The 23,388-nt window shown below is 43.2% G+C and carries 24 protein-coding genes; 12 read left to right on the forward strand and 12 right to left on the reverse strand.

Translation table 11 applies throughout. The features are described 5' to 3' along the window. Positions 1-44 precede the first annotated feature (44 nt). The 3 genes from PP181_RS05775 to PP181_RS05785 all read right to left on the reverse strand — a co-directional run bounded on the left by PP181_RS05775 (position 45) and on the right by PP181_RS05785 (position 1,953). A complete protein-coding gene (locus PP181_RS05775; RefSeq protein ID WP_138259062.1) occupies positions 45-392 on the reverse strand; it encodes a phage holin family protein in 348 nt (115 codons plus the stop codon). A gap of 80 nt (positions 393-472) precedes the next feature. Then, positions 473-1,243, reverse strand: a complete 771-nt coding sequence (locus PP181_RS05780) for an alpha/beta fold hydrolase (protein ID WP_154917068.1) — start codon at positions 1,241-1,243, stop codon at positions 473-475. Then, complete coding sequence (locus tag PP181_RS05785; RefSeq protein WP_272636325.1) at positions 1,240-1,953, reverse strand: pyridoxine 5'-phosphate synthase; 714 nt, start codon at positions 1,951-1,953, stop codon at positions 1,240-1,242. The genes PP181_RS05780 and PP181_RS05785 overlap by 4 nt, the downstream gene beginning before the upstream one ends. Positions 1,954-2,045: 92 nt before the next feature. Between PP181_RS05785 and PP181_RS05790 the strand changes: the two genes are divergently transcribed. From PP181_RS05790 to PP181_RS05820, 7 genes are all read left to right on the forward strand, one after another. Next, the gene (locus tag PP181_RS05790) at positions 2,046-2,702 is read left to right on the forward strand and encodes a CBS domain-containing protein (protein ID WP_154917066.1); all 657 of its coding nucleotides are present in this window, start codon (positions 2,046-2,048) and stop codon (positions 2,700-2,702) included. A 1-nt stretch (position 2,703) separates the two neighbouring features. Continuing rightward, entirely contained in the window at positions 2,704-3,588 is an 885-nt protein-coding gene (locus tag PP181_RS05795) for an NAD kinase (RefSeq protein ID WP_154917065.1), read from the forward strand. 110 nt (positions 3,589-3,698) lie between these two features. After that, positions 3,699-4,388 (forward strand): type IX secretion system protein PorG, encoded by a 690-nt coding sequence (gene porG / locus PP181_RS05800; RefSeq protein WP_272636326.1) that lies wholly within the window; start codon positions 3,699-3,701, stop codon positions 4,386-4,388. A gap of 6 nt (positions 4,389-4,394) precedes the next feature. Then, positions 4,395-5,138, forward strand: a complete 744-nt coding sequence (locus tag PP181_RS05805) for an isoprenyl transferase (protein ID WP_272636327.1) — start codon at positions 4,395-4,397, stop codon at positions 5,136-5,138. Between the two features lie 4 nt (positions 5,139-5,142). Further along, positions 5,143-7,761: an outer membrane protein assembly factor BamA gene (bamA, locus tag PP181_RS05810; protein ID WP_154917062.1), complete on the forward strand. Its 2,619-nt coding sequence runs from the start codon at positions 5,143-5,145 to the stop codon at positions 7,759-7,761. A 104-nt stretch (positions 7,762-7,865) separates the two neighbouring features. Beyond that, positions 7,866-8,708, forward strand: coding sequence for an OmpH family outer membrane protein (locus PP181_RS05815; protein WP_272636328.1), 843 nt, complete (start codon positions 7,866-7,868; stop codon positions 8,706-8,708). A gap of 49 nt (positions 8,709-8,757) precedes the next feature. Continuing rightward, the gene (locus PP181_RS05820; RefSeq protein WP_125221169.1) at positions 8,758-9,267 is read left to right on the forward strand and encodes an OmpH family outer membrane protein; all 510 of its coding nucleotides are present in this window, start codon (positions 8,758-8,760) and stop codon (positions 9,265-9,267) included. 48 nt (positions 9,268-9,315) lie between these two features. Here PP181_RS05820 and PP181_RS05825 read toward each other — a convergent pair whose 3' ends face one another. From PP181_RS05825 to gcvP, 3 genes are read right to left on the reverse strand one after another with little or no spacing between them, the layout of a single operon-like run. Next, positions 9,316-10,170, reverse strand: coding sequence for a glycosyltransferase (locus PP181_RS05825; RefSeq protein ID WP_272636329.1), 855 nt, complete (start codon positions 10,168-10,170; stop codon positions 9,316-9,318). 9 nt (positions 10,171-10,179) lie between these two features. Next, positions 10,180-10,710, reverse strand: coding sequence for a methyltransferase (locus PP181_RS05830; RefSeq protein WP_272636330.1), 531 nt, complete (start codon positions 10,708-10,710; stop codon positions 10,180-10,182). A 47-nt stretch (positions 10,711-10,757) separates the two neighbouring features. Beyond that, positions 10,758-13,610 carry an aminomethyl-transferring glycine dehydrogenase gene (gene gcvP, locus PP181_RS05835; RefSeq protein WP_272636331.1) on the reverse strand — a complete coding sequence of 951 codons (2,853 nt, stop codon included), beginning with the start codon at positions 13,608-13,610 and terminating at the stop codon, positions 10,758-10,760. 126 nt (positions 13,611-13,736) lie between these two features. Between gcvP and PP181_RS05840 the strand changes: the two genes are divergently transcribed. Then, positions 13,737-14,561, forward strand: a complete 825-nt coding sequence (locus PP181_RS05840; protein WP_272636332.1) for a hypothetical protein — start codon at positions 13,737-13,739, stop codon at positions 14,559-14,561. Here the strand turns inward: PP181_RS05840 and PP181_RS05845 are convergent. After that, positions 14,558-14,785 (reverse strand): hypothetical protein, encoded by a 228-nt coding sequence (locus PP181_RS05845; protein ID WP_154917055.1) that lies wholly within the window; start codon positions 14,783-14,785, stop codon positions 14,558-14,560. The two genes, PP181_RS05840 and PP181_RS05845, sit on opposite strands and share 4 nt — an antisense overlap. After that, entirely contained in the window at positions 14,782-15,342 is a 561-nt protein-coding gene (locus PP181_RS05850) for a sigma-70 family RNA polymerase sigma factor (RefSeq protein ID WP_272636333.1), read from the reverse strand. Before PP181_RS05850 ends, PP181_RS05845 begins: the two co-directional genes overlap by 4 nt. A gap of 157 nt (positions 15,343-15,499) precedes the next feature. Between PP181_RS05850 and PP181_RS05855 the strand changes: the two genes are divergently transcribed. Beyond that, positions 15,500-15,868, forward strand: a complete 369-nt coding sequence (locus PP181_RS05855) for a rhodanese-like domain-containing protein (RefSeq protein WP_272636334.1) — start codon at positions 15,500-15,502, stop codon at positions 15,866-15,868. Positions 15,869-15,942: 74 nt separating this feature from the next. Here the strand turns inward: PP181_RS05855 and PP181_RS05860 are convergent, their stop codons facing one another. From PP181_RS05860 to PP181_RS05875, 4 genes are all read right to left on the reverse strand, one after another. Further along, positions 15,943-16,947 carry a cadherin domain-containing protein gene (locus tag PP181_RS05860; RefSeq protein ID WP_272636335.1) on the reverse strand — a complete coding sequence of 335 codons (1,005 nt, stop codon included), beginning with the start codon at positions 16,945-16,947 and terminating at the stop codon, positions 15,943-15,945. Positions 16,948-17,087: 140 nt separating this feature from the next. Next, positions 17,088-19,130: a M3 family metallopeptidase gene (locus PP181_RS05865; RefSeq protein WP_272636336.1), complete on the reverse strand. Its 2,043-nt coding sequence runs from the start codon at positions 19,128-19,130 to the stop codon at positions 17,088-17,090. A 133-nt stretch (positions 19,131-19,263) separates the two neighbouring features. After that, positions 19,264-19,755, reverse strand: coding sequence for a 5-(carboxyamino)imidazole ribonucleotide mutase (purE, locus tag PP181_RS05870; protein WP_272636337.1), 492 nt, complete (start codon positions 19,753-19,755; stop codon positions 19,264-19,266). Between the two features lie 3 nt (positions 19,756-19,758). After that, positions 19,759-20,913 (reverse strand): 5-(carboxyamino)imidazole ribonucleotide synthase, encoded by a 1,155-nt coding sequence (locus PP181_RS05875; protein ID WP_272636616.1) that lies wholly within the window; start codon positions 20,911-20,913, stop codon positions 19,759-19,761. A gap of 101 nt (positions 20,914-21,014) precedes the next feature. Between PP181_RS05875 and PP181_RS05880 the strand changes: the two genes are divergently transcribed. The 3 genes from PP181_RS05880 to obgE all read left to right on the forward strand — a co-directional run bounded on the left by PP181_RS05880 (position 21,015) and on the right by obgE (position 23,385). Continuing rightward, a complete protein-coding gene (locus PP181_RS05880) occupies positions 21,015-22,127 on the forward strand; it encodes an adenylate kinase (protein WP_272636339.1) in 1,113 nt (370 codons plus the stop codon). A gap of 53 nt (positions 22,128-22,180) precedes the next feature. Then, entirely contained in the window at positions 22,181-22,318 is a 138-nt protein-coding gene (locus PP181_RS05885) for a hypothetical protein (protein ID WP_272636340.1), read from the forward strand. 65 nt (positions 22,319-22,383) lie between these two features. Beyond that, positions 22,384-23,385: a GTPase ObgE gene (gene obgE / locus PP181_RS05890; RefSeq protein WP_138259082.1), complete on the forward strand. Its 1,002-nt coding sequence runs from the start codon at positions 22,384-22,386 to the stop codon at positions 23,383-23,385. Positions 23,386-23,388 lie beyond the last annotated feature (3 nt).

Raw genomic sequence — 23,388 nt, forward strand, 5'->3', positions numbered from 1 at the left:
CTTCTGTTGACCAAGTTTTTAAAGTCTTGAATCTCAAATAATAACTACTCTTTGTCTTCTTTTAACAGGGAAAACAAAATGGATTGTAAAAAAGAAAGCAGAAGACTGAATAAAAGGGCCCACCAGATGCCGTCCACATTGAATCCGGCTATTAAATTATCGGCCAAAAGAATTATCAACGCGTTTATAATAAGTAAGAACAACCCGAACGTAACTATGGTAACGGGTAGGGTAAGGATGACCAAAATGGGTTTGACCAAAAAGTTCAAAAGGCTCAGAACTATGGCAACGATTATGGCAGTACCATACGAATCTACCGATACATGGGGCAGGAAATTGGCCAATAGGATTACCGCCAAGGCACTTAACAAAATACGCAATACAAGTTTCATATCAATCGGGTTTAGGTTGTTATTAAAGATAAAAAAATAATGCGATAGGATCAGATATCCAAGCGACGGTTGGATTGCCCTTATTTTAGAAAGTTATATGATTTTTCAAAGAATTGATCCGGGTTTTCTGCATGTAGCCAATGTCCCGCATTGTCGATTACCGCAATTTGCGCTTTGGGAAAATGCCTTTTGATTTGTTCCGTATCGGCATTGGAGACGTATTCAGATTTGCTTCCTTTTAGGAAAAGTGCAGGTCCGTTATAACTTTCAGAACTGGAAATGTTCTCCCCGATCTCTTCCATCCGCTCGCTAAGTACGGCCAGGTTCATTCTGAACCCAAAGGTATTGTCCGCCGTTCTGTATAGGTTTTTCAGCAAAAACTGCCGCACACTAAAACTCTTCAGGTATTTTTTAAGTTGGTCGTCCGCATCGCTTCTTGTAGTTATGTTTTTTAAATCCAAATGGTTCAATGCATTGATAATATCCTGATGATGGGGCGGGTAAAACCTTGGCGCAATATCCGCAACCAATAATTTTTCCGTTTTCTCCGGATAGGTACAAGCGAATTGCATCACCGTTTTACCACCCATGGAATGTCCTATCAGGGCGGACTTTTCAATGTTTTTATCGTCTAGGTAGTGCAATAGGTCCTCGGCCAAGAGGTCATAGTTGAACTCTTGCGACCAAAAACTTCTTCCATGGTTTCTCTGGTCTATCAAGTGGACCTCAAAACCATTTTCGGCATAGAGATTCCCAAGGGTCTTCCAATTATCGGACATGCCCAAAAACCCGTGCAGGATACAAAGTGGTTTGCCGGAACCTAGGATGTTGGAATGTAAAATTGGATTCATTTCAATTTGTTTATGTACATGTTCACCACGTTTTCCAATCCCAGGTAAATGGATTCGCAGATCAAGGCATGGCCAATGGAAACTTCCAACAAACTGGGAATGTTCTGTCCAAAATATTGAATGTTGTCCAAGCTGAGGTCATGGCCCGCATTGATGCCAAGTTCCAGTTCGTTGGCCTTTTTTGCGGCTTCCACAAACGGTAAGATGGCTCGCTCCCTATCCGTTGCATAGCCCGTTGCATAGCTTTCCGTATAAAGTTCTATTCGATCCGTGCCAGTTTCCTTCGCGCCTGCCACCAGGTTTGGGTCCGGGTCCACAAAGATGGAGGTTCGTATACCCGCATTTTTGAACTCCGCAATCACTTCTTTCAAAAAGGACCTATGTTTTAGAGTGTCCCAACCGGCATTGGAAGTTATGGCATCCTCCGCATCGGGTACTAAGGTTACCTGATCCGGTTTTATCTTTAGCACAAGATCTATGAATTTCGGGTTCGGGTTTCCTTCTATGTTAAACTCGGTAGTAACGATATCCTTCAAGTCCCTTGCATCCTGGTAACGAATATGGCGCTCGTCCGGTCTGGGATGGATGGTAATTCCATGGGCGCCGAATCGTTCAATATCCGCAGCAACTTTCAGCAAATTGGGCACATTTCCACCGCGGGCGTTTCGCAAGGTGGCAATTTTGTTCACATTGACACTTAGTTTCGTCATATTGTCGATAATATACTATAAGGAGCCCAAAAATACGAATAAGGCACGCCTTTTGATATTATTAATTGTTATTTTGCGTTATAATTTCGGCTATGAATATTCAACAACATATAATTTCCAACTTACCGGTTTTCGATGTCCAGACTACGTGTGGGGAACTTATGGAGTTCTTTAAGCAAAACACGTTTTCCCATATAGCGGTCATGGAAGAGGACCGATTTCTAGGTGTGTTTTCCGAAAATGACATGGACGTTGTTTCGGACGATTCCAAGATTGATGAATACCGCTATGATCTGGAAACGTTTTTTGTAAGGAACGAAACGAGCTGGTTGGATGTGCTGGAAGTATTTGCCCGAAACGAGGCGAATCTGGTCCCTATTTTGGACGAGGTGGAAAAAGTGGTGGGCTATTATGACCTTACCGATATCGTCTCTGAATTTATAGACACGCCCTTCTTTACGGACCCGGGAAACATTTTGGTGGTCGCCACCGGCATTAAGGACTACTCCTTCAGTGAGATTTCCCAGATAGTTGAGAGTAACAATGCCCGACTCATTGGCGGTTTTATCACAGATATGCAAAATGACGTGGTACAGGTAACCATCAAAATAAGCACTGCCAACTTTGACAAGGTTCTACAAACGTTTAGACGCTATAACTACCAAATAATCTTTGGCAATAGCGACGATCAATTTTTGGAAGATTTGAAAAACAGGTCGGACTATTTGGACAAGTACCTAAACGTCTAGTATGAAGGTTGCGGTTTACGGTCAAATATACCAGGACAATGCCATTGAATATTTGGAGGAGCTTTTGAACGAAATTGCAAAGGACGCTTCTTCAGAGGTCTACATAGAAGAAGAATTCTACCATTTATACAAATCGAAAAATGCGGAAGCATCCTTTTCCACCTTCACGGCCTTAAAAGGTCTGGACACTTCATTTGATATGTTCGTAAGTTTTGGCGGCGATGGTACCATCCTTCGCGCCACGACCTTTGTCAAGGATCTTGGAATTCCCATTGTTGGTGTCAATACGGGTCGGTTAGGGTTTTTGTCCACCTTTAAGAAGGAAGATGTACGAAAAGTGGTTCGGGAATTTTTAAAGGGCGACTACACGATCGTGGAAAGAAGCCTGGTTCAGATACATGCCGATGCTTTGGACGTTGAGTTTGGGGAATTGAATTTTGCATTGAACGAAATAACGGTAAGCAGAAAGGATACCACCTCCATGATTACCGTGGAGACCTATCTGAACAATGAATATTTAACCTCCTATTGGGCGGACGGACTCATTATTTCCACCCCCACGGGTTCTACGGGTTACTCGCTGAGCTGTGGAGGTCCTGTCATGGTGCCAACCGCCAAATCCTTGGTCTTAACGCCCATTGCTCCCCATAACCTCAATGCAAGGCCTTTGGTGATTTCGGATGATACGGAAATTAGGTTGCGGGTTTCAGGTCGTGAGGAAAACCACTTGGTTTCCTTGGATTCCCGTATAGCCTCCCTTGAAAATGGCAACGAAATTACAATCACCAAGGCCCCTTTTACAATCCGAATGATAGAATACAATTCTGAAAGCTTCCTGAAGACCCTTCGGAACAAATTATTATGGGGCGAGGACCGGAGAAATTGAACTTTCCCTTGAACAATATTTACCGTTAAATTCTGTTTACCTTGTGAGAACGCCCTTTGGGCCAAAACGTCGATTATGTTAACTAAACACCCCTGTAAACGATTCTTTATATGATACGTAGCTTGGTACTGCTTACTTTTTTAATGGCATCAATGGGTCTTAATGCCCAGATGTACGAAGTAGGTGTTTTTGCCGGAGGGGCCAATATGATCGGGGATGTTGGAAGGACCAATTATATTCTTCCGTCAGATTTGGCATTTGGGGGCGTGTTTAAATGGAATATTAGCAAAAGATATGCTTGGAGAGGCAGTCTTACTTACGGGAAATTCACTGCGGACGATACAAAGTCCAGCGATACTTCCAGGCAACAAAGGGGCTATGTGGTAGATAATGCCATTTTAGAAGGTTCCGCGGGGCTGGAATTTAATTTTGTGGATTATAATTTGCACAAGTTGGGGCCCGCTTTTACCCCCTACCTATATACGGGAGTAACCTATTTTAGGTACGATTACAACTATTTCAATGGTGGAGCCTTCCGGGATTTATCACAGTCCGATGGCTCTTTTGCAATACCAATGACCGTAGGTTTTAAGTATCGTATCAACCAGTTTCTTATTTTTGGGGCGGAAATTGGTGCCAGATATACTTTTACGGATAATCTGGACGCCAGTAATCCAGAAGGTTCCAATTTTGAGGAGTTCGCTTTTGGAAATATTTTTAGCGATGATTGGTACGTTTTCTCTGGGGTGACCTTGACCTACACCTTTGGAAGAAAACCCTGCCAGGATTGCTTTCAATAAATGACAATGGAAAGTAAAATAGACGATATTGATTCACATAATTTACCACGTCACATGGCCATCATCATGGATGGTAATGGTAGATGGGCCAAAGAGCGGGGAAAATTAAGAGTTTTTGGTCATGAAAACGGGGTAAAGACCGTTCGGTCTACGGTAGAAAATTGCGTAAAGCTTGGGATAGAGTTTCTTACTTTGTATACGTTTTCAACTGAAAATTGGAACAGGCCCAAAATTGAAGTGGATACGTTAATGCGCCTATTGGTTTCTTCCTTGCGTAAGGAGTTGACAACTTTTTCGGAAAACAATATTCGTTTGAATACCATCGGTAATATTTCGGCCTTGCCCGATAAGGCCCGTTTGGAACTTTTGGAGGTCATTAAAAAGACCGAGCACCACACTGGTATGACGCTGACATTGGCACTGAGTTATGGTTCCAGGGAAGAGCTACAATCCGCCATAAAATCGATAGCATCCAAAGTTAAAAATAATATAATTTCGCCCGAAAATATTGACGAAACCATTATTAATGACCATCTTTACACGCGAAATTTGCCAGACGTAGACTTGCTAATCCGAACGAGTGGAGAACATCGGATCAGCAATTTTTTATTATGGCAGATCGCATACGCCGAATTATATTTTATTGATGTATTTTGGCCCGATTTTAATGAGCATCATTTGGTAGAGGCCATAAAAAATTACCAGAACAGAGAACGAAGATTTGGAAAAACTAGCGAACAACTCATTTAGAGATATGACCAGGTTCATATCCGTGAACCACTTACTGACCATCCTACTCCTTTTTATCTTAACAAACGCCTTCTCACAGGACCTCTCCTATGAAAATGGGCAAACATATATTTTAGGCGGTTTGGAGGTGACCGGATTGGAAAGTTACAACGAACAGACCGTAAAGACCTACACGGGGCTTCGGGTGGGTCAGCCAATTACGGTTCCAGGGGAGCAAATCAGTGAAGTTATCAATAAACTCTGGGGATTGGAGCTTTTTACATCCATAGATTTTTTCATAACCAATATTGAGGACAACAATATCTTCCTTGAACTTCAGATTATCGAGCGTCCCACTTTGACGGATGTGACCTTTAATGGCGTCAAACCTCGTAAAGTTGACGAACTCAGAAACGATACGGACCTAAAAAAAGGGAAAAAGATTACAGAGAGTTTGATTTCCAACACAAAAAACTATCTCACCAATAAATATAAAAAGCAGGGTTATCTTAATACTAGGGTCAACATCATTACCGCCGTAGATACGTCCGAAACGAATGCCCGAAAAATGGTGGTGAATGTCAACAAGGGCGATAAGGTAAAAATTAAGGAAATTGTTTTTGAAGGCAACGAGGAGCTCTCCGATAAAAAATTGAGAAAGGCCTTAAAAAGCACAAAACGTAAGCGATTTGGGAGGTTTTGGAAAAAATCGAAGTATATCAAAGATGATTATGAGGAAGATTTGGATTTGTTGGTGGATAAATATGCCGAAAATGGATTCCGTGATGCCAGGGTAATTTCCGATACGCTTGAAAAAGTAGATGAGAACAACATTCTTTTAAAAATCAAGGTAGAGGAAGGAAACAAGTATTATTTTGGGGATATCGACTTCGTAGGCAATACCGTATACACCGATCGTCAATTACATCAGGTGTTGGGAATCAAGAAAGGCGCAACCTACAATGGAGTGTTGTTACGGGAACGTATTGCGGACAATAGCAAACCGGAACCGTACGATGTAACTAGTTTGTACCAAAATAATGGATACTTGTTTTCCACGATAAACCCGGTAGAGGTTTCGGCAGCGAACGACACTATCAATTTTGAAATTAGGATTATTGAAGGAAAGGAGACCTTTCTGGACCATGTGACCGTATCCGGAAACGATAAGACGAATGATCATGTAATCTACAGGGAATTACGTACACGCCCAGGACAAAAATATAATAAGTCGGACATCATTAGAAGTATCCGTGAATTGGGCCAACTGGGCTTTTTTGATGCGGAACAGATCAAACCCGATGTCCTGAATGCCAACCCAAATGAAGGTACCGTAGATTTGGCTTGGAGCTTGGTGGAGTCGGGTTCCAGTCAAATTGAATTGCAAGGAGGCTATGGTGGAGGAGGTTTTATAGGAACCTTGGGATTGTCTTTCAATAATTTTTCGATTCAGAACTTGTTCAAAGGAGAGGCGTATAAGCCTGTTCCCATGGGCGACGGGCAAACGTTTGCCCTGCGATTACAGGCCAGCCGGACCTTTAGGGTGTATAGCTTGAACTTCGCAGAACCTTGGATGGGAGGAAAGAAGCCGGTTCGATTTAATTTGAACGTTTCAAGAACGCAACAGTTTGCCGCTTCTTTTACAAATAGGGGAATCGATGTAAACAAAGATCAGCAATTCTCGATTACAGGTGTAAGTCTTGGTTTGGCCAAAAGGGTGCAATGGCCAGATGATTTCTTTACCATTTCACATTCCTTGGGATACCAGTTGTACGACTTTAGAAACTACAACATTGGTCTATTCAATTTTGGGAACGGGAAAGCCAATTCCATTGCCTATACCATAGGAATCAATCGGAACGCTATGGAAGGTGGCCGTATATTTCCAAGAGGGGGGTCCAATTTTGAGATTACGGCGAAATTCACACCACCCTATTCTCTTTTTAGTAACAAGGATTTTGGAGCTTTGAAACAACGGAGCACAGAACTTACTGAGAAACGATTTACGACCCAAGAAGGACTTACTGCTGCTGAGGCAACAGAATTGGAAGAAATAGATCAAGAGCGTTTCAGGTTATTGGAGTATTATAAAATCAAATTCAAAGGAGATTGGTATACTACCCTGTTGGGTAGTGCGGACAAATCCTTGGTGTTGCGTACCAATGCGGAATTCGGGTTTTTGGGAAATTACAACAGCGATACGGGAGATGTTCCTTTTGAACGTTTTTTCGTTGGTGGTGACGGACTCAACAACTTCACATTGGATGGACGGGACATTGTTCAGCTTAGGGGGTACGAAAACCAATCCTTGACTCCGATTGATCCTGTCACAAGGCAACAGGAGGGTGGATTGATCTATAATAAGTTCTCCATGGAGTTACGATATCCACTTACCTTAAAACCTTCGGCATCCATTTACGGACTTACCTTTTTGGAAGCAGGTAATTCCTTCAACAATTTTCAGCAGTTTAATCCGTTTCAATTAAAACGATCGGCCGGTGTGGGGCTTCGCATCTTTATGCCAGCGTTTGGTTTATTGGGGATTGATTTTGGCTATGGGTTCGATGAGGACTTAAGGCCGCAATCCATAGGCAATGGTCCAAGCGGATGGCAAACGCACTTCATAATTGGTCAGCAGTTCTAGATTTAAATTGGAATTATAGAATCGGTCTTTATGCTAATCCTTTCATTTTAAAAGTTTTAGTAATTTTGGCACGATATTTTCTATTAGATTAAACGATATCAATAATGAAGTCAAAAACAAAAGTTCTTTTATTTCTTGTGACCGTTCTTACGGGTTTGGTTTCCATGGCCCAAAGAGGTGTTCGAATCGCCTATGTGGACATGGAATACATACTTGAAAATGTGGAGGAATACCGTGATGCCAGTGCCCAGTTGGATACCAAAGTCCAAAAATGGAAAGTGGAAATCGAGCAAAAGCAAAGTGTGGTGGAACAGATGAAGAAGGATTTAATGGCCGAAAAGGTATTGTTGACTCCTGAACTCATCGAGGAACGCGAGGAAGAAATCCAGATCTTGGAGAAAGAGATGATCGAATACCAACAAGACCGCTTTGGTCCGCAAGGGGACTTGGTGCTCCAAAAACGCCGGTTGATACAGCCAATCCAAGATCAGGTCTTTAATGAGGTTCAAAAATTGGGTGCCAATAAAAAATATGATTTTATTTTTGATAAATCTGCGGATGTTGTAATGTTGTACTCCGAAAAAAGGCACGATATTAGCGATTTGGTTCTCAGGGGTATTGCAAGGACCAGAAAGATTAGCAAGCCGAAGGAAGGTACGAACAGTAGGAGTAGGTTGGAGGCTTTTGAAGGAGAGGATGAAATAGAGGCGGAAGAGGAGGTTTCGGAAGCTTTACAGGAACGAATAGACAGAGCTGCAGAGGCTCAGGCAGCCCGGGAGAAAACCGCTGCTGAAAAGCGTGAGGAACAACTTAAATTGCGCGAAGAACGAAAGAAAGCCTATGAGGAACGGCGAAAAAAATTGTTAGAGGAAAGAGAGGCTAAGAAAAAGGAGAAAGAAGCAGAAAGAAATAACGATAACTCGGGAAAGGAATCCGATATTGACTAGTAATCAGAAACCATTAATTAATACTCAAATAAGAATTAAATTTTAACTCATGAAACAAGTAAAGAAAATTGCGGTTGCCTTAATGTTGTTCGTGGCGGCGACCAGTTTTGTAAATGCGCAGAGTAAAGTAGCTCATATAGATGTTACCCAGTTGCTTTCTGCCATGCCGGAGATGAAAGCTGCCGAGGCGGAACTAAAGAAGTTGCAGGAAACTTATGGTGCAGATATCCAGGCCTCTATGACCGAATTACGAAATAAGTACACCCAATATCAGAACGAAGCAGCTTCCAAATCAAAAGAGGAAAATGAAAAGAGGGCAGTGGAGCTTCAAGGCATGGAAAAAACGGTAGGTGAGTTCCAACAAAATGCACAACAGGAAATCCAAAAGAAACAGGCCGAATTGTTTGCCCCTATCTCTGAAAAGGCTAAAGCAGCCATAGAAAGGGTTGCCGCGGCCCAGGGTATCGATTATGTTATCGATGCACAGCCAGGTGGTGGATTGATCGTAGCTAGTGGTAAAGATTTATTGGCAGACGTTAAAAAGGAATTGGGGATTTAAGACCACCCCATAATATTTTAAAAAGCCATTCTGTACGGAATGGCTTTTTTAATTGGTCAGCTTAGATTTTATATTCTTCCATCGCAAACCGCGAATGAATTCTCCTTCTTCCGAACTTACCAAAAATGTTTCGCCCCGACTACTAGCCTGAAAATACCCTTGTAAATTGTCAAATAGGACTTTTGGTCTTTTTGATTTGAGTGCCATTTTAAGTGACGCGATAAGTGTAATCAAGAGCCCGTAACGCATGGTATACATGGCCTGTCCTTGTAACAACCTAGCTTTTCTGTTATAGGATGTTCCGGTGGGCCTGAGGTGTTTTACTTGAAGGCTCTCATCAGTAATTACTTGGAATCCGTGATATTGCGCCAATAATTCGTCAACCGTGTCCCAGCCCATGGCATTTTTAAGGCCGCCAATGGCCTCTAAACAGTTTTTGGAGTAGGACTTGAATGCGCCCCTAACATGTGTTTTGCTCATTGGGTGGTTCAAATGCCAATTTCCTTGACTGTCTTGTTCGTAGGCGAAACCGCCGGCAATACCTGCTTTTGGGTATTCGGTGAATATCTTGGAAATAGTTTGGAAATAGTGCTTCGGCAGAACGATATCGGCATCAAGTTTTACAATAAAGTCAAAATTATCATCCAACGCTTTCATTCCTTTGTTGAAGGCATTGATGACCTTGCTGCCTGGCATATGGCTTTTGTCCGATGTTGTATTCAGCAATTCGATATAAGGTACACTTTGTGCGAAGGCCTCCACAATTTCCGGGGTGCTATCGTTGGAATGGTCGTTGACGACCACAACTTTTTTAGGCGGAAGGGTCTGCAATATCACGGATTCCAAGGTCAAGGAAATACATGCTTCCTCATTATGGGCCGGTATGATTATGTAATACTTCAAGTAAAGGTTTTAACGGCTTTTTTTCCTAGTGGCGTAAACAATATAGTAACGCGGTGTAAACATTCGTAAAATAGGCCTTATACCTAGTTTTTTAACGGGATGGGTCCATTTCTTAGAATCCTGTATTTCCCAGCCTGCCTTCTCCAAAAGCCAATCGAACTGCCAATCCTCAAATTCGTGATAATGCCGGTCCCAAGGGTCGGTTTTACTTCGATAGGCTGGTGAGAACCAGAGTCGGAGTGGAATACTTGCCACCAATGTATCGGCCTTTATTTTTGAAAGCGCGTTCAAAGGGGCCAAAAGGTGTTCAAAAATTTCAAAAGCCGTCACTACCGATGCATCGGAATTGATTATCGACGAAAAATCCAGATCGAGATCTTCACCTTTCGTGTTTTCTACGGTATAGCCTTCCCGTTTCATGATTTCCGAAAAAGGATTTTCCACGCCTAGGTCCAAAATGGCCTCATTGGGATCAATGTGCTTTTTCAGAAACTCCAAGGTGTATTGAAACCTTTTATTCGGAAAGGTATGTTCGTACATTTTTAAAATTTATTAAACGACCTTGTAAACAGTCACTTGCGAATTTATTATTCCGCTTCCGCATATGCCTCTATAGGGGCACAGGTACATATTAAATTACGATCTCCATAGGCATCGTCTACCCTCCGCACCGATGGCCAGAACTTGTTGTCTCCAACATAGGGCAAAGGAAATGCCGCTTGTTGTCTTGTGTACGGGAAGTCCCAAGTATCGCTCGTCACCATTTGCAGGGTATGCGGGGCGTTTTTCAAAACATTGTTAGGGTTGTCCGCTTGGGCTGCATCGATTTCAGTGCGTATAGAAATCATAGCATCACAAAAACGGTCCAATTCCTCCAAACTTTCACTTTCGGTGGGTTCTATCATCAGGGTGCCGGCCACCGGAAACGAAACAGTAGGAGCGTGGAAACCATAGTCCATGAGTCTTTTCGCAATATCCGTCACCTCAATGCCATGCTGTTTAAAAGGCCTACAATCGATAATCATCTCATGGGCCGCCCTACCTTTTTCGCCGGTATAGAGGACCTCATATTTACCGCTCAACCGATGCTTGATATAGTTGGCATTGAGAATGGCGATTTTGGTGGAATTCGTAAGTCCTTCCTGTCCCAACATTTTGATATATCCGTAGGAAATAAGGCATACGAGAGAACTTCCCCATGGCGCTGCCGATATTGCCGAAATCGCTTTTTCACCGCCAGTTTTTATCACAGGGTTACCCGGTAGAAAAGGAACCAATTGCGGGGCGACACAGATGGGGCCTACTCCCGGACCACCCCCCCCGTGGGGTATGGCGAAAGTTTTGTGCAAATTGAGATGGCAAACATCCGCACCTATGGTAGCGGGATTTGTCAACCCCACCTGTGCGTTCATATTGGCACCGTCCATGTATACCTGGCCACCGTGGTCGTGGATCAGTTTCGTAATTTTTCTTATGGAGGATTCGAACACCCCATGCGTGGAAGGATAGGTAACCATTAAGGCCGAAAGATGATCAGCATGCATTTTTACCTTTTCTTCTAAATCGGCTACGTCGATATTCCCTTTATCGTCCGTTTTGGTCACTACCACCTTCATTCCCGCCATAACGGCCGAAGCGGGATTGGTGCCATGGGCCGAAGCAGGAATCAGGCAAATATTTCGATGTCCTTCACCATTGGCCTCGTGATAGGCCCTAATGACCATTAAACCTGCATATTCACCTTGCGCACCTGAATTCGGTTGTAGGGAAGTACCGGCAAAACCGGTAATAGTTGTTAAATCTTTTGCCAATTCCTTCAATACGATTTGATATCCTTCAGCTTGCTCCACAGGCGCAAAAGGATGGATATTTGCCCAATTGGCATTGCTCAATGGTAACATTTCAGAAGCGGCGTTCAACTTCATGGTGCAGCTGCCCAAGGAAATCATACTGTGGTTCAAGGAAAGGTCCTTACGTTCCAACTTTTTGATATAGCGCATGAGTTCCGTTTCTGAATGGTAACTGTTGAACACCTTATTCTCAAGAAAGGATGTAGTCCTTTGAATATTTTGGTGAATGGCCGATTTTTCCAGTAGCTGCGAAACTTCCTTAGTTTCTTTTTGCATGGCTTCGGAGAAGATACCAATGATTTGGTTCAGGTCGTTGATGGAGGTGGCCTCGTTTACGGCGATTACCACCGTATCGGCATTCGGATATAAAAAGTTTACCTCTTCCCGCTCCGCGATGCCACGTATTTCGTTTGCATTCGCCTTTAATTGGATGGTGTCAAAATAGGCACTGTTACTTTGATAATACCCAAGTTTTTCCAAGGCATCCGTTAACGTAACCGCCGTGGTGTGTACTTTTTGAGCGATGTATTTCAAGCCTTTTGGACCGTGATAAACGGCATACATGCCTGCCATTACCGCCAAAAGCACTTGGGCGGTACAGATGTTTGACGTTGCCTTGTCCCTTTTAATATGCTGTTCCCTGGTCTGTAAGGCCATTCTCAAGGCGGGCCTATCGTCCCTGTCTTTGGTCACACCAATGATCCTTCCGGGGATGTTTCTTTTATATTCCTCCTTGGTCGCAAAAAAGGCGGCATGAGGACCACCATAACCCAAAGGAATCCCGAATCTTTGGGAGGTACCTACGACCACGTCCACCCCAAATTCACCGGGAGGGGTCAGAAGGACCAAACTAAGGATGTCCGCGGCAACCGCTATTTTGATATCCTTTTCCTTGGCTTTTAAAACGAATGCCTTATAATCATGTACCTGACCATATTTCCCAGGATATTGTAGCAAAGCACCGTAGAAGGAATCCTCAAACTCAAATTCCTCATGGTTGCCAATGACCAATTCTATGCCCAGTGGGTTGGCCCTGGTTTCCAATAAAGCCATTGTTTGGGGCAATACTTCCTCCGAAACAAAGAATTTTACAACCTCGTTCTTTTTCTGTTCCCTGGTCCTGACCTCAAAAAGCATGGTCATGGCCTCCGCGGCAGCGGTACTTTCATCCAGAAGGGAGGCATTTGCCAGTTCCATTCCGGTGAGATCGGAAATAACCGTTTGAAAATTCAAAAGGGCTTCCAACCGGCCTTGGGCAATTTCCGCTTGGTACGGCGTATATGCCGTATACCAACCCGGATTTTCCAAAATATTTCGTTTGATTACTGACGGAGTCAAGCTCTCGTGGTATCCCAAACCAATGTAGGAGCGAAATACCTTGTTCTTTTTGGAAAGTTCCTCCAAATGGGCCAAGAATTTATGTTCGCTCATTGGGGCTGCAAGATCCAATGGGTTTTTTAGTCTGATATCATCGGGTATGGTTTCATATATCAGCTGATCTATACTTTCAACAGCTATCGTTTTAAGCATATGGTCCAAGTCTTCCTCTCGTATTCCAATATGGCGGGATGCAAACACGTCAGTCTTCATGATTTGAATAAATTAGTCGTGCAAAATTAGGCATTAATTACGTCAAAAAACACCCGTAGAATAGCTTCTTGGGGAAAGTTTTTAACCATAAACCAGGGTTATAAACAGTTTGGGTACATTTGTTTTATGAGGATGTTTAAGCGCCTGTTCAATTTCTATATAAATGCAAGTATCCATGTAGCTTTTGGGGTGTTTGCATTGACCCATGTTACAATAAAAACTTTCGGTTTTATAGGGGACGATCATTTGGCCTGGTTTCTATTTTTTGGCACCATCGTGTGTTACAACTTTATAAAATACGGGGTTGAGGCCAAAAAATATATCATAGTGGCAAATCCCTATCAAAAAAGCATTCAGATCGTAAGTTTTTTGGCCGCACTAATTGGGAGTTACCATGCCTATTTTCTACAGAGGGATATTTGGTTGGGCATACTTGTTCTGGTGCTATTAACCGGACTTTATGCCATCCCCGTATTGCCAAATGCGAGAAACCTCCGAAATTTAGGGGGTCTAAAATTATTTTTGGTAGCCTTGGTCTGGGCCGGGGCAACCGTTGTCCTTCCAACCTTAGGATCGTTGCACACTGTTACTTGGGATATTTGGGTGGAAACTGCCCAGCGGTTTTTTTTCGTTTTGGCCTTGTTAATTCCCTTTGAAATCAGGGACCTTAGGTATGATGATCCGGCACTAAGGACACTTCCGCAGCGGTTTGGTGTTCGGCGGACAAAAATGATCGGGGTGCTTTTTGTGTTGTTGTTCTACGTGTTGACCTTTTTCAAGGACGATGTGTTGGAGGCGGAAATCATCGTCAAGACCTTACTTTTCTTTGGTCTTATTGTCTTGATGTTTTCGTTCGGTAAAAATCAGGGTAGGTTTTTTGCTTCTTTTTGGGTAGAGGCAATCCCTATAGCGTGGTACTTTCTTTGGGTGCTTTGCCTTTGTTGGTGCTAGCCCTGTCTTCTGATAGTTTCTTTCATTTTTTCCTTTTCAGTCTCGGAAAGGGAACGAAGATTTGCCTTGCTGCAAAGGGAAGTCAGTTTGGTGTTCTGCTTTGCGTAAGCGGCACAGACCTTGCAATAGATAAGATGGAATTTTAATTTAAGCCGTTCCAAAAAGGTAGCCTCATTGTATTGAGCCTTTGTACAAATATCCGCCGCTTTTTCACACGAAATCATGCGTTGAACCATTTTTTATTTAAACATTCCATTAAGGCCGTTCTGGCTCTATGAATCATTACCCACAGGTTAGACGGGTTTATTCCCAATTCATTACAGATTTCTTCCGTAGAAATTCCTTGGATAGTCTTCATCGTAAATACCTGTAATTGTTTATGTGGCAACCTGTCTATACAAAGCTGAAGAGCAAGGCCCAGTTCCTCGTTTTCAATGGAGTCACTTCCCAAGTTACCGTTTGGGTCCGCTACTTTTTCTTCCAGCCAATCCCCTTCGGTCTCATCAAGGTAACCCAAACTCATGCGCACTTCGGCCTTACCCTTTTTGGAATTGGATTTGCGGTAGTAGTCTATGACCTTCCGTTTTAGGATGGCTATTAACCATGTTCTTTCGGCGGCATCGCCCTTGTAGTTTTTTGCCGATTTCAATCCGGCCAAAAAAGTTTCCGAGACCAAATCCTTGGCGACTTCTACATTGCTCACTTTACCAATGGCATAGTTGAATAGGTAATCGGCATACTGGTCTACCCAGGAATTCGGATTTAGTTGGTTCTCTGCCATCGTTGATTCTTGTCGTAAAAATAAAGGAATTTTCCTTTTTGGTTTCACATTTTAGGTATGTCCTATTTAATATTTTCATTTAAAATGGAATTTAATGTATTTTCGAAGTACATAAATTAAGGTGTATTACCAGTTGAAAAAATATAAAAATACCGTCATGAAGTATCCAGTAATTCTGTTGCTTTCTTTTCTTCTAAACCTATCCTGTGCCCAAACACAGACGCCTTCCTCAAAACCTATTAACAGTATAACTGCGGATGAAATGAAAAACGTTGTCCTGTTGGATGTACGCACTCCCGAGGAGTATGCCCAGGGCCATCTTGACAACTCCTTAAACGTAAACTGGTTCGATTCGGATTTTGCCCAGCAAGTGGAAGTAATCGACAAGGACGAAACCATTTATGTGTACTGTAAGGTAGGGGGTAGGAGTGCCAAGGCACAAGAGAAATTAAAATCCCTGGGATACAAAAATGTAGTGAATCTTGAGGGGGGATACGATGCTTGGTCGCTTAAAAACCCCAAATAGGACTGGACTTTAGATTACCTGCCCAATTTGTTTCCATCAATTTATAGTTACTTGGAAACCGGTAATTCATGAAACTATTTCAATAAATACATCAAATTTGCCAAATAATTTTGGATGTCCTCCTCTGCCATTCCAGCTGGAAAATCATTGTCGTAGGCAAATTGAATAATTGACTTTTCATCCTCCATAAAGTCGTTTTCCAAGGCGATACTGGAGCAAAGGAAGCTTTTTTCCGTATCACATTTATCAGAATGTCCAAAGCCCAGCACATGGCCCAATTCATGTTTGAAAAGGACTCCTTCGGGATTGGAAATCCACAACCTGGCATTGCTCAAAACCCCAGCATTGTTGGAAGTCATTGCATACCCTGAATAGGTACCTCCATCAATGATGGCGAACATGTCCGGCCAAAGGGCCTCCACTTCGGAGGTTTGTCCAAAGAAGAGGTGTGCATTGGATTCGTCCAAGGTTTCTACCAAGGAAATGCTAAAGTCACTGTTCTCGAAGATTTCATTGTATTCTGCCAGTGCCGCATCCACATTGTTCCGGAATTCATTGCTCAGCGTTCCGTCAAGATACAGATTGATAGGTTCGTTCCATCGGCTCGATACTTCCAGAGGAGCTCCGTGGGTAGGGGCTTTCCAAAAGGTGAGGTACTTAAAATAAGTGATAAATTCCTGTTCCTCCGTAGTCAATAATGCATATTCGTCAATATTGTTAATGGAAAGTTCAAAGGACTGCTCCACGATGGAATTTCCATCAAATACCGATACGGAAAAAGGAAGACTCTGTATTTCTTCAAAATCTAACACCGTTCCATTTGATAGGGTAATCTCGCCCGTATTTTCGTTAATCTCTAGGCCACTTTGGGATTCCATGGTGAAAGTTATTATATCCCCATCCGCGTCCGAAGCAGTTACGGTCCCAATGGAGGTCCCGGCAGGGGAATGTTCGTCTATACTGTAGGATTTTATTGTAATGGTAGGCGAACTGTTCCCGTTTTCTTCTGTATTTCCGGAAGAATCCTTGCTACAGGAAGCCAATAAAAATAAAGAAATAAAAAAACTAAGCTTTTTCATCTGTGACAGACGGTTTGTGGTTTAGGCCCACAAAATAGTTTCACCATTCCGCACATAAAATATTATGTGGTCAACCGTTTTAAAAATGTTGTGTATTGTTGTTTATGAAAATGATTACGGCCAGTTCTTCCACAAAATATTTATAGTAATCCGGCCCTTTCCAAGAGCGCTTCCACTTTGGGTTCCGCACCTCTAAAACGTTTGTAGAGTGCCATCGGGTTTTCAGTGCCGCCTTTTGACAGCACATGTTCCTTGAACCTGGAGGCCACTTCCTTATTGAATATCCCTTGTTCCTTAAAGTAGGCGAAGGCATCGGCGTCCAGGACTTCAGCCCATTTATAACTATAATACCCGGAAGAGTATCCTCCTTGAAAAATATGTGAGAACGAGGTGCTCATGCAAGTTTCGGGGGTGTCAGGATATAATTTAGTGCCCTCAAAAGCTTCGTCCTCATGTTTTTTCACATGGGTAATTTGGGAAGGGTCAATGCCGTGCCATGACATATCCAACAGTCCAAAACTTAATTGTCTAAGTGTTTGCATACCTTCCTGAAACGTGGCAGATTCCTTTATTTTGGTGATGAGTTCCATAGGGATTACCTCCCCGGTTTCATAATGCTTGGCAAATAGCTCGAGGGCTTCCTGCTCATAACACCAATTTTCCATCACCTGACTTGGCAGTTCCACAAAATCCCAATACACGGATGTCCCGGAAAGGCTTGGATATTTGGTGTCCGCCAACATTCCGTGAAGCCCATGTCCAAATTCATGGAACAGCGTGGTCACCTCATTGAACGTAAGCAGGGAGGGCTTGCTTTTGGTCGAAGGGGTAAAATTGCACACATTGCTGATATGTGGACGCACGTTTTCACCCTTTCTTTTCCATTGGGATTTAAAGGAGGTCATCCATGCACCCCCGCGTTTTCCAGGTCTTGGATGGAAGTCGGAATAAAAGAGCGATATAAAATTACCGTCCCCGTCATACACTCGGTACGTTTTTACGTCCTCATGATATTTGTCGATGTCGGACACCTCTTCAAAATTAAGGTCGAACAGTTTTTCAGCGACCTTGAAAACTCCGTCGATGACATTTTCCAGTTTGAAATAGGGCTTTAGTTTTTCATCGTCCAAATCGAACAATTTTTGTTTCAGCTTTTCGGAATAATAACTGCCATCCCATTTTTCAAGTACCTCAATGCCATCCAGATTTTTGGCAAAATCCGCCAATTGCTTGAACTCCTTTTCTGCGGCGGGTTTGGCCTTTTCTAGGATTTCATTTAGAAAATCATATACTTTTTGGGGACTTTCCGCCATACGTTCCTCGAGCACAAAATGTGCATGGCTTTTATAGCCCAGCAATTGCGCTCTTTCAAAACGCAGTTTGGCAATTTTGAGCACGTTTTCCTGATTGTCCAACGCGTCATTATGAAACCCCTTGCTGCCAAAGGCTATGGAAAGTTCCTTTCGTAATTCCCTTTTTTTGGCATATTTCATGAACGGGATGTAACTGGGATAATCCAGGGTGACCATCCAGCCGTTATCCTTTCCCTTGGCCATTGCCAATTGTGCGGCAGCTTCCTTTTCACCTTCGGGCAGCCCATCCAAGTCTTCCTCGTCCGCAAGATATAGTTGGTATTTGTTGGTTTCGGCAAGGACATTCTCACCAAATTTTAGCGAAAGCTTGGAAAGCTCGGCATCGATTTGTCGCAATCGCTTTTTCTTATCTTCCGGTAGATTCGCCCCGTTACGGCTGAAATTCTTATATTTTTTTTCCAACAAGGTTTTTTGTTCCACATCCAGACCCAATATGTCCCTTTTTCCGTAGACCTCTTTAATTCTCTTGAACAAGGCTTCGTTGAGCGTAATGTCATTGCTGAACTCCGAAAGCAAGGGCGAAACCTCTTGGGCGATTTTTTGGATATCATCATTCGTTTCAGCGGAATTGAGATTGAAAAAGATGCTTGAAATCCGGTCCAATTGTTGACCCGCAAATTCCAAGGCCTCGATGGTGTTTTCAAACGTTGGCTCCTCTGTATTGCCCGTAATCGCATCTATTTCGGCCTTTGCATCCTCAATTGCCTGTAAAAAGGCGGGTTTGAAATGTTCGGTCTTTATTTTGGAAAAAGGTGCGGTATCGAAAGGCTGGAGTAGGGGATTGTTTTTTTCTGTTTGGGATTGCGACATGATGGTAATCTGTTATTTCTTGAGTTAAGAGTTAAGAGTTAAGAGTTAAGAGTTAAGAGTTAAGAGTTTGAATAAGTTATTTTATCATTTATCATTGTTCACTGTTCATTGTTCACTGTTCATTTCTCACTGTTCATTTTTCACTGCGAACCGACTTAGCCCCCTCAATCACTTTTTGTTTCAAACCTTCTTTGTAAAAGATGATTTTATCCAGAACACACTTATCCGAACTGCCTATAATTTGGGCGGCGAGTATTCCTGCATTTTTGGCACCGTTCAGTGCTACGGTGGCCACAGGAACGCCTCCTGGCATCTGTAGAATGGACAAAACGGAATCCCACCCATCTATGGAATTACTGCTTTTAACAGGCACTCCAATAACAGGTAACGGCGACATGGATGCTACCATACCCGGTAAATGTGCAGCCCCTCCGGCGCCAGCGATAATTACAGAATATCCGTTTTTATGGGCGTTTTTACTAAAGTCGAACAGTTTTTCAGGAGTTCTGTGGGCCGATACAATATCCACATCCACCTCTATGTCAAAACCTTTTAAAATGTCTATGGCATCCTGCATTACGGGTAGGTCGCTGGTGCTGCCCATTACTACGGCTACTTTACTCATAACTTATTTACTTATTACTTTGATTTTTTCCTTGACCTCCTGTGCTACATGTCTTGCTCGGGTCATATTTTCATCGACAATGGTCACATGGCCCATTTTTCTGAAAGGTCTTGTTTGTTTTTTTCCGTAAATGTGCGGTGTCACCCCTTCTAGCTTTAAAATTTCCTCCATGTTTTCGTATACCACATCGCCAGTATACCCTTCTGCACCCACTAGATTGACCATGATTCCAGCCACTTTACTTTCCGTAGCACCCAAGGGTAGGTCCAAGATACAGCGAATGTGCTGTTCAAACTGGTTGGTATAACTAGCTTCAATACTGTAATGCCCACTATTATGGGGTCTTGGGGCCACTTCGTTCACCAATATTTGATCGTCTTGGGTCTGGAACATCTCAACGGCCAATAGACCCGTCAAGCCAATTTTTTCAGCTACCTTTAAGGCAAGTTCCCTAGCCTTGGCGGCTACTTTATCGTCAATCCTGGCGGGACAGATAACATACTCCACTTGGTTCGCTTCCGGATGAAATTCCATTTCCACAACGGGGTAGGTCTTTATGTCCCCACTGTTATTCCGCGCCACGATGACCGCCAGTTCGTTCTTAAACGGAATCATGGTTTCTGCGATACATTCGCCTTTGGGTAGGCCTTCCAAATCAGATAGTGTCCTGACCACTTTTACCCCTTGGCCGTCATAGCCAAATTGTGCGGCCTTCCATACAAAAGGCAGTTTCAATCCACCGTTTTGGACACTGTCCTCAATTTCGCTCAAATAGGCAAAGCGCTGAAATTCAGCCGTTGGGATTCCATGGTCCACATAAAAAAGCTTCTGCTTGGCCTTGTTTTGAATGATCCGAAGGGCCCTTGGTTGTGGAAACACCTTTAGCCCCTCTTTTTCCAATCGCTCCAAAGCGTCCAGATTTACATTTTCAATTTCTATGGTAAGTACATCCAGCCCTTGGCCAAAATCATAGACCGTGTCGTAATCAAGTAGATCGCCTTGTACAAATTGGTTGCAGGAAATATTGCAGGGAGCTTCGGGGGAAGCGTCCAATACCTTGGTCCAAACGTCCCACTTGCGGGTTTCGTAGAGCATCATTTTGCCCAATTGGCCTCCGCCAAGAATACCTAGTTTAAAATCGGAAGAAAAATAGTTCATATCGAAGGCAAAAATACGGTTAAATCTTAGAATCCTGATTCCCATTATTCAAAAACACGGGGCAAAACCCTATATTTGCCAACCTTGATAATATTTTAAAATTGATACGCTTACACGACAAATTTTTCAAACCTTTCCTCAGCGAATTACAGATCCAAGGAGCTGTAAGGCGTATGGCGGAGGAAATTGCCGTGGACTATGAGGATGGAAACCCCATCTTTGTTGGGGTGCTCAACGGAGCCTTTATGTTCGTTTCCGATTTTCTAAAGGCGTATCCGCATCCTTGCGAAGTGTCTTTTGTAAAACTAAGTTCCTACCAAGGGCTTACCTCAACCGGGATCGTGGAAACCCTGTTAGACTTTCCCGATAATATTGAAGGCCGCAGTATCATCATTTTGGAGGATATCATCGATACCGGACGCACTTTACAAAAACTGGTGCATTTGTTCAGCAACACCAAGGTGAAGGAATTTAAGATCGCCAGCCTTTTTTATAAAGCGGAAGTCTACAAAGGCGAATATGCCATAGATTATGTGGGGCTTGAAATCCCTGATAAATTCATAGTGGGCTATGGACTGGATTACAAGGAATTAGGAAGGAACCTTAAGGAAGTATACCAATTAAACCAAAAACATATGATCAATCTTGTACTCTTCGGCAAACCGGGAGCGGGCAAGGGCACACAAGCTCAATATTTAAAGGAAAAGTATAATTTAAAGCATATTTCTACGGGAGACGTTTTCCGGTTCAACATCAAAAACGGAACGGAATTGGGAACCTTGGCCAAATCCTACATTGATAAAGGCGATTTGGTACCCGATGAAGTGACCATAAAGATGTTGGAGGAAGAAGTGGATAAGAATCCCGATGCGGACGGGTTCATTTTCGATGGATTTCCACGTACTACCGCCCAAGCGGAAGCCTTGGATAACTTTTTGGAATCCAAGGATATGAAGATAGACGCCACCATTGCCCTGGAGGCCAACGATGACATTCTTATTGAACGGTTGTTGGAAAGAGGCAAGGTCAGTGGTAGATCAGATGATCAGGATGTCAGCAAAATCAAAAATCGGTTTGAGGAATACAATTCAAAAACAGCACCCTTAAAGGAGTATTACGAGGACCAGCATAAATTTCACAGTGTGAACGGCATCGGTTCTATAGATGAGATTACCCAACGCCTAACAAGGGTAATCGATTCCTTAAAAGCATAGTCGTTCATTGCGACAGTGCCGATGTTTTATCGGCTTAAAATCGAATACAACCCATGGCAGAGGAGGTGATAAGGCCCAAGGACGCCCTAAAGAGCTGTTTTATTATTGGATGCGGTTCCATGCTGGCGGTCGTTCTTATCGCGATAGCCTATCTGGTATACCTCCATTACTTTTATGATCCGTTGTCATAAACCCATTGCCCGTCGTTCATGCTTAATTGCGTAGCTTTGTAGGCGATTAAAACACCATATTCAACATGACCGAAGGTAATTTCGTAGACTATGTAAAAGTGCATTTGGCTTCCGGAAACGGTGGCAAGGGATCTATGCACCTACACCGTGAGAAATATGTGGCAAAAGGAGGCCCGGATGGGGGAGACGGTGGTCGCGGCGGTCATGTAATCGTAAGGGGCAATCAAAATCTTTGGACTTTGGTCAATTTCAAGTTCAAGAAGCATTTCAAGGCAGGCCATGGCGAGCACGGGGGCAAGAGCAGAAGTACAGGGGCGGATGGTGCCGATGTTTTTCTAGACGTGCCCTTGGGAACCGTTGTCAAAAACCCGGATACGGACGAGGTGCTTTTTGAAATTACCGAACACGGTGAGGAAAAAATTGTCCTGGAAGGCGGTATGGGGGGGCTTGGAAACTGGCATTTTAAGACATCCACCAACCAAACGCCTAGATATGCACAACCGGGGATTCCCGGGCAGGAGGGGTATTTTCTATTGGAACTTAAAATTTTGGCCGATGTGGGCTTGGTAGGGTTTCCAAATGCAGGGAAGTCCACACTACTTTCCGTAATAACTTCCGCAAAACCCAAAATTGCCGATTATGAGTTCACCACCCTGAAGCCCAATTTGGGAATCGTGGAGTACCGGGACTTTCAGAGTTTCGTTATGGCCGATATTCCGGGAATCATAGAAGGTGCCGCAGAGGGAAAAGGTCTGGGACATTATTTCTTGCGACATATAGAACGCAATGCCACTTTGCTGTTTTTGATTCCTGCCGATAGCAAGGACATCAGTCAGGAGTATGCAATTTTATTGGATGAACTAAGAAGATATAACCCGGAATTGTTGCACAAGGAGCGATTGATCGTTATTTCCAAATGTGATATGTTGGATGCGGAATTGATGGACGAAATGAAACAGGAACTGGATGTGGATTTCAAGGGAATTCCCTACATGTTCATCTCGTCAGTAGCGCAAATAGGAATTACGGAACTAAAGGACAAACTTTGGCAAATGCTGAATGATTAATAT

The sequence above is a fragment of the Maribacter sp. PR66 genome, from assembly GCF_028464205.1.
Classification (GTDB): domain Bacteria; phylum Bacteroidota; class Bacteroidia; order Flavobacteriales; family Flavobacteriaceae; genus Maribacter; species Maribacter flavus.

What these genes read in the sequence shown, in the direction of transcription:
- gcvP (WP_272636331.1), bottom strand. Translation starts at nt 13,610, where the DNA reads ATGAAGACTGACGTGTTTGCATCCCGCCATATTGGAATACGAGAGGAA.
- obgE (WP_138259082.1), top strand. Translation starts at nt 22,384, where the DNA reads ATGACCGAAGGTAATTTCGTAGACTATGTAAAAGTGCATTTGGCTTCC.
- PP181_RS05780 (WP_154917068.1), bottom strand. Translation starts at nt 1,243, where the DNA reads ATGAATCCAATTTTACATTCCAACATCCTAGGTTCCGGCAAACCACTT.
- PP181_RS05805 (WP_272636327.1), top strand. Translation starts at nt 4,395, where the DNA reads ATGGAAAGTAAAATAGACGATATTGATTCACATAATTTACCACGTCAC.
- PP181_RS05795 (WP_154917065.1), top strand. Translation starts at nt 2,704, where the DNA reads ATGAAGGTTGCGGTTTACGGTCAAATATACCAGGACAATGCCATTGAA.
- PP181_RS05840 (WP_272636332.1), top strand. Translation starts at nt 13,737, where the DNA reads ATGAGGATGTTTAAGCGCCTGTTCAATTTCTATATAAATGCAAGTATC.
- PP181_RS05785 (WP_272636325.1), bottom strand. Translation starts at nt 1,953, where the DNA reads ATGACGAAACTAAGTGTCAATGTGAACAAAATTGCCACCTTGCGAAAC.
- PP181_RS05820 (WP_125221169.1), top strand. Translation starts at nt 8,758, where the DNA reads ATGAAACAAGTAAAGAAAATTGCGGTTGCCTTAATGTTGTTCGTGGCG.
- PP181_RS05865 (WP_272636336.1), bottom strand. Translation starts at nt 19,130, where the DNA reads ATGTCGCAATCCCAAACAGAAAAAAACAATCCCCTACTCCAGCCTTTC.
- porG (WP_272636326.1), top strand. Translation starts at nt 3,699, where the DNA reads ATGATACGTAGCTTGGTACTGCTTACTTTTTTAATGGCATCAATGGGT.
- PP181_RS05875 (WP_272636616.1), bottom strand. Translation starts at nt 20,913, where the DNA reads ATGAACTATTTTTCTTCCGATTTTAAACTAGGTATTCTTGGCGGAGGC.
- PP181_RS05830 (WP_272636330.1), bottom strand. Translation starts at nt 10,710, where the DNA reads ATGTACGAACATACCTTTCCGAATAAAAGGTTTCAATACACCTTGGAG.
- PP181_RS05815 (WP_272636328.1), top strand. Translation starts at nt 7,866, where the DNA reads ATGAAGTCAAAAACAAAAGTTCTTTTATTTCTTGTGACCGTTCTTACG.
- PP181_RS05855 (WP_272636334.1), top strand. Translation starts at nt 15,500, where the DNA reads ATGAAGTATCCAGTAATTCTGTTGCTTTCTTTTCTTCTAAACCTATCC.
- PP181_RS05850 (WP_272636333.1), bottom strand. Translation starts at nt 15,342, where the DNA reads ATGGCAGAGAACCAACTAAATCCGAATTCCTGGGTAGACCAGTATGCC.
- PP181_RS05775 (WP_138259062.1), bottom strand. Translation starts at nt 392, where the DNA reads ATGAAACTTGTATTGCGTATTTTGTTAAGTGCCTTGGCGGTAATCCTA.
- PP181_RS05860 (WP_272636335.1), bottom strand. Translation starts at nt 16,947, where the DNA reads ATGAAAAAGCTTAGTTTTTTTATTTCTTTATTTTTATTGGCTTCCTGT.
- bamA (WP_154917062.1), top strand. Translation starts at nt 5,143, where the DNA reads ATGACCAGGTTCATATCCGTGAACCACTTACTGACCATCCTACTCCTT.
- PP181_RS05845 (WP_154917055.1), bottom strand. Translation starts at nt 14,785, where the DNA reads ATGATTTCGTGTGAAAAAGCGGCGGATATTTGTACAAAGGCTCAATAC.
- PP181_RS05885 (WP_272636340.1), top strand. Translation starts at nt 22,181, where the DNA reads ATGGCAGAGGAGGTGATAAGGCCCAAGGACGCCCTAAAGAGCTGTTTT.
- PP181_RS05790 (WP_154917066.1), top strand. Translation starts at nt 2,046, where the DNA reads ATGAATATTCAACAACATATAATTTCCAACTTACCGGTTTTCGATGTC.
- purE (WP_272636337.1), bottom strand. Translation starts at nt 19,755, where the DNA reads ATGAGTAAAGTAGCCGTAGTAATGGGCAGCACCAGCGACCTACCCGTA.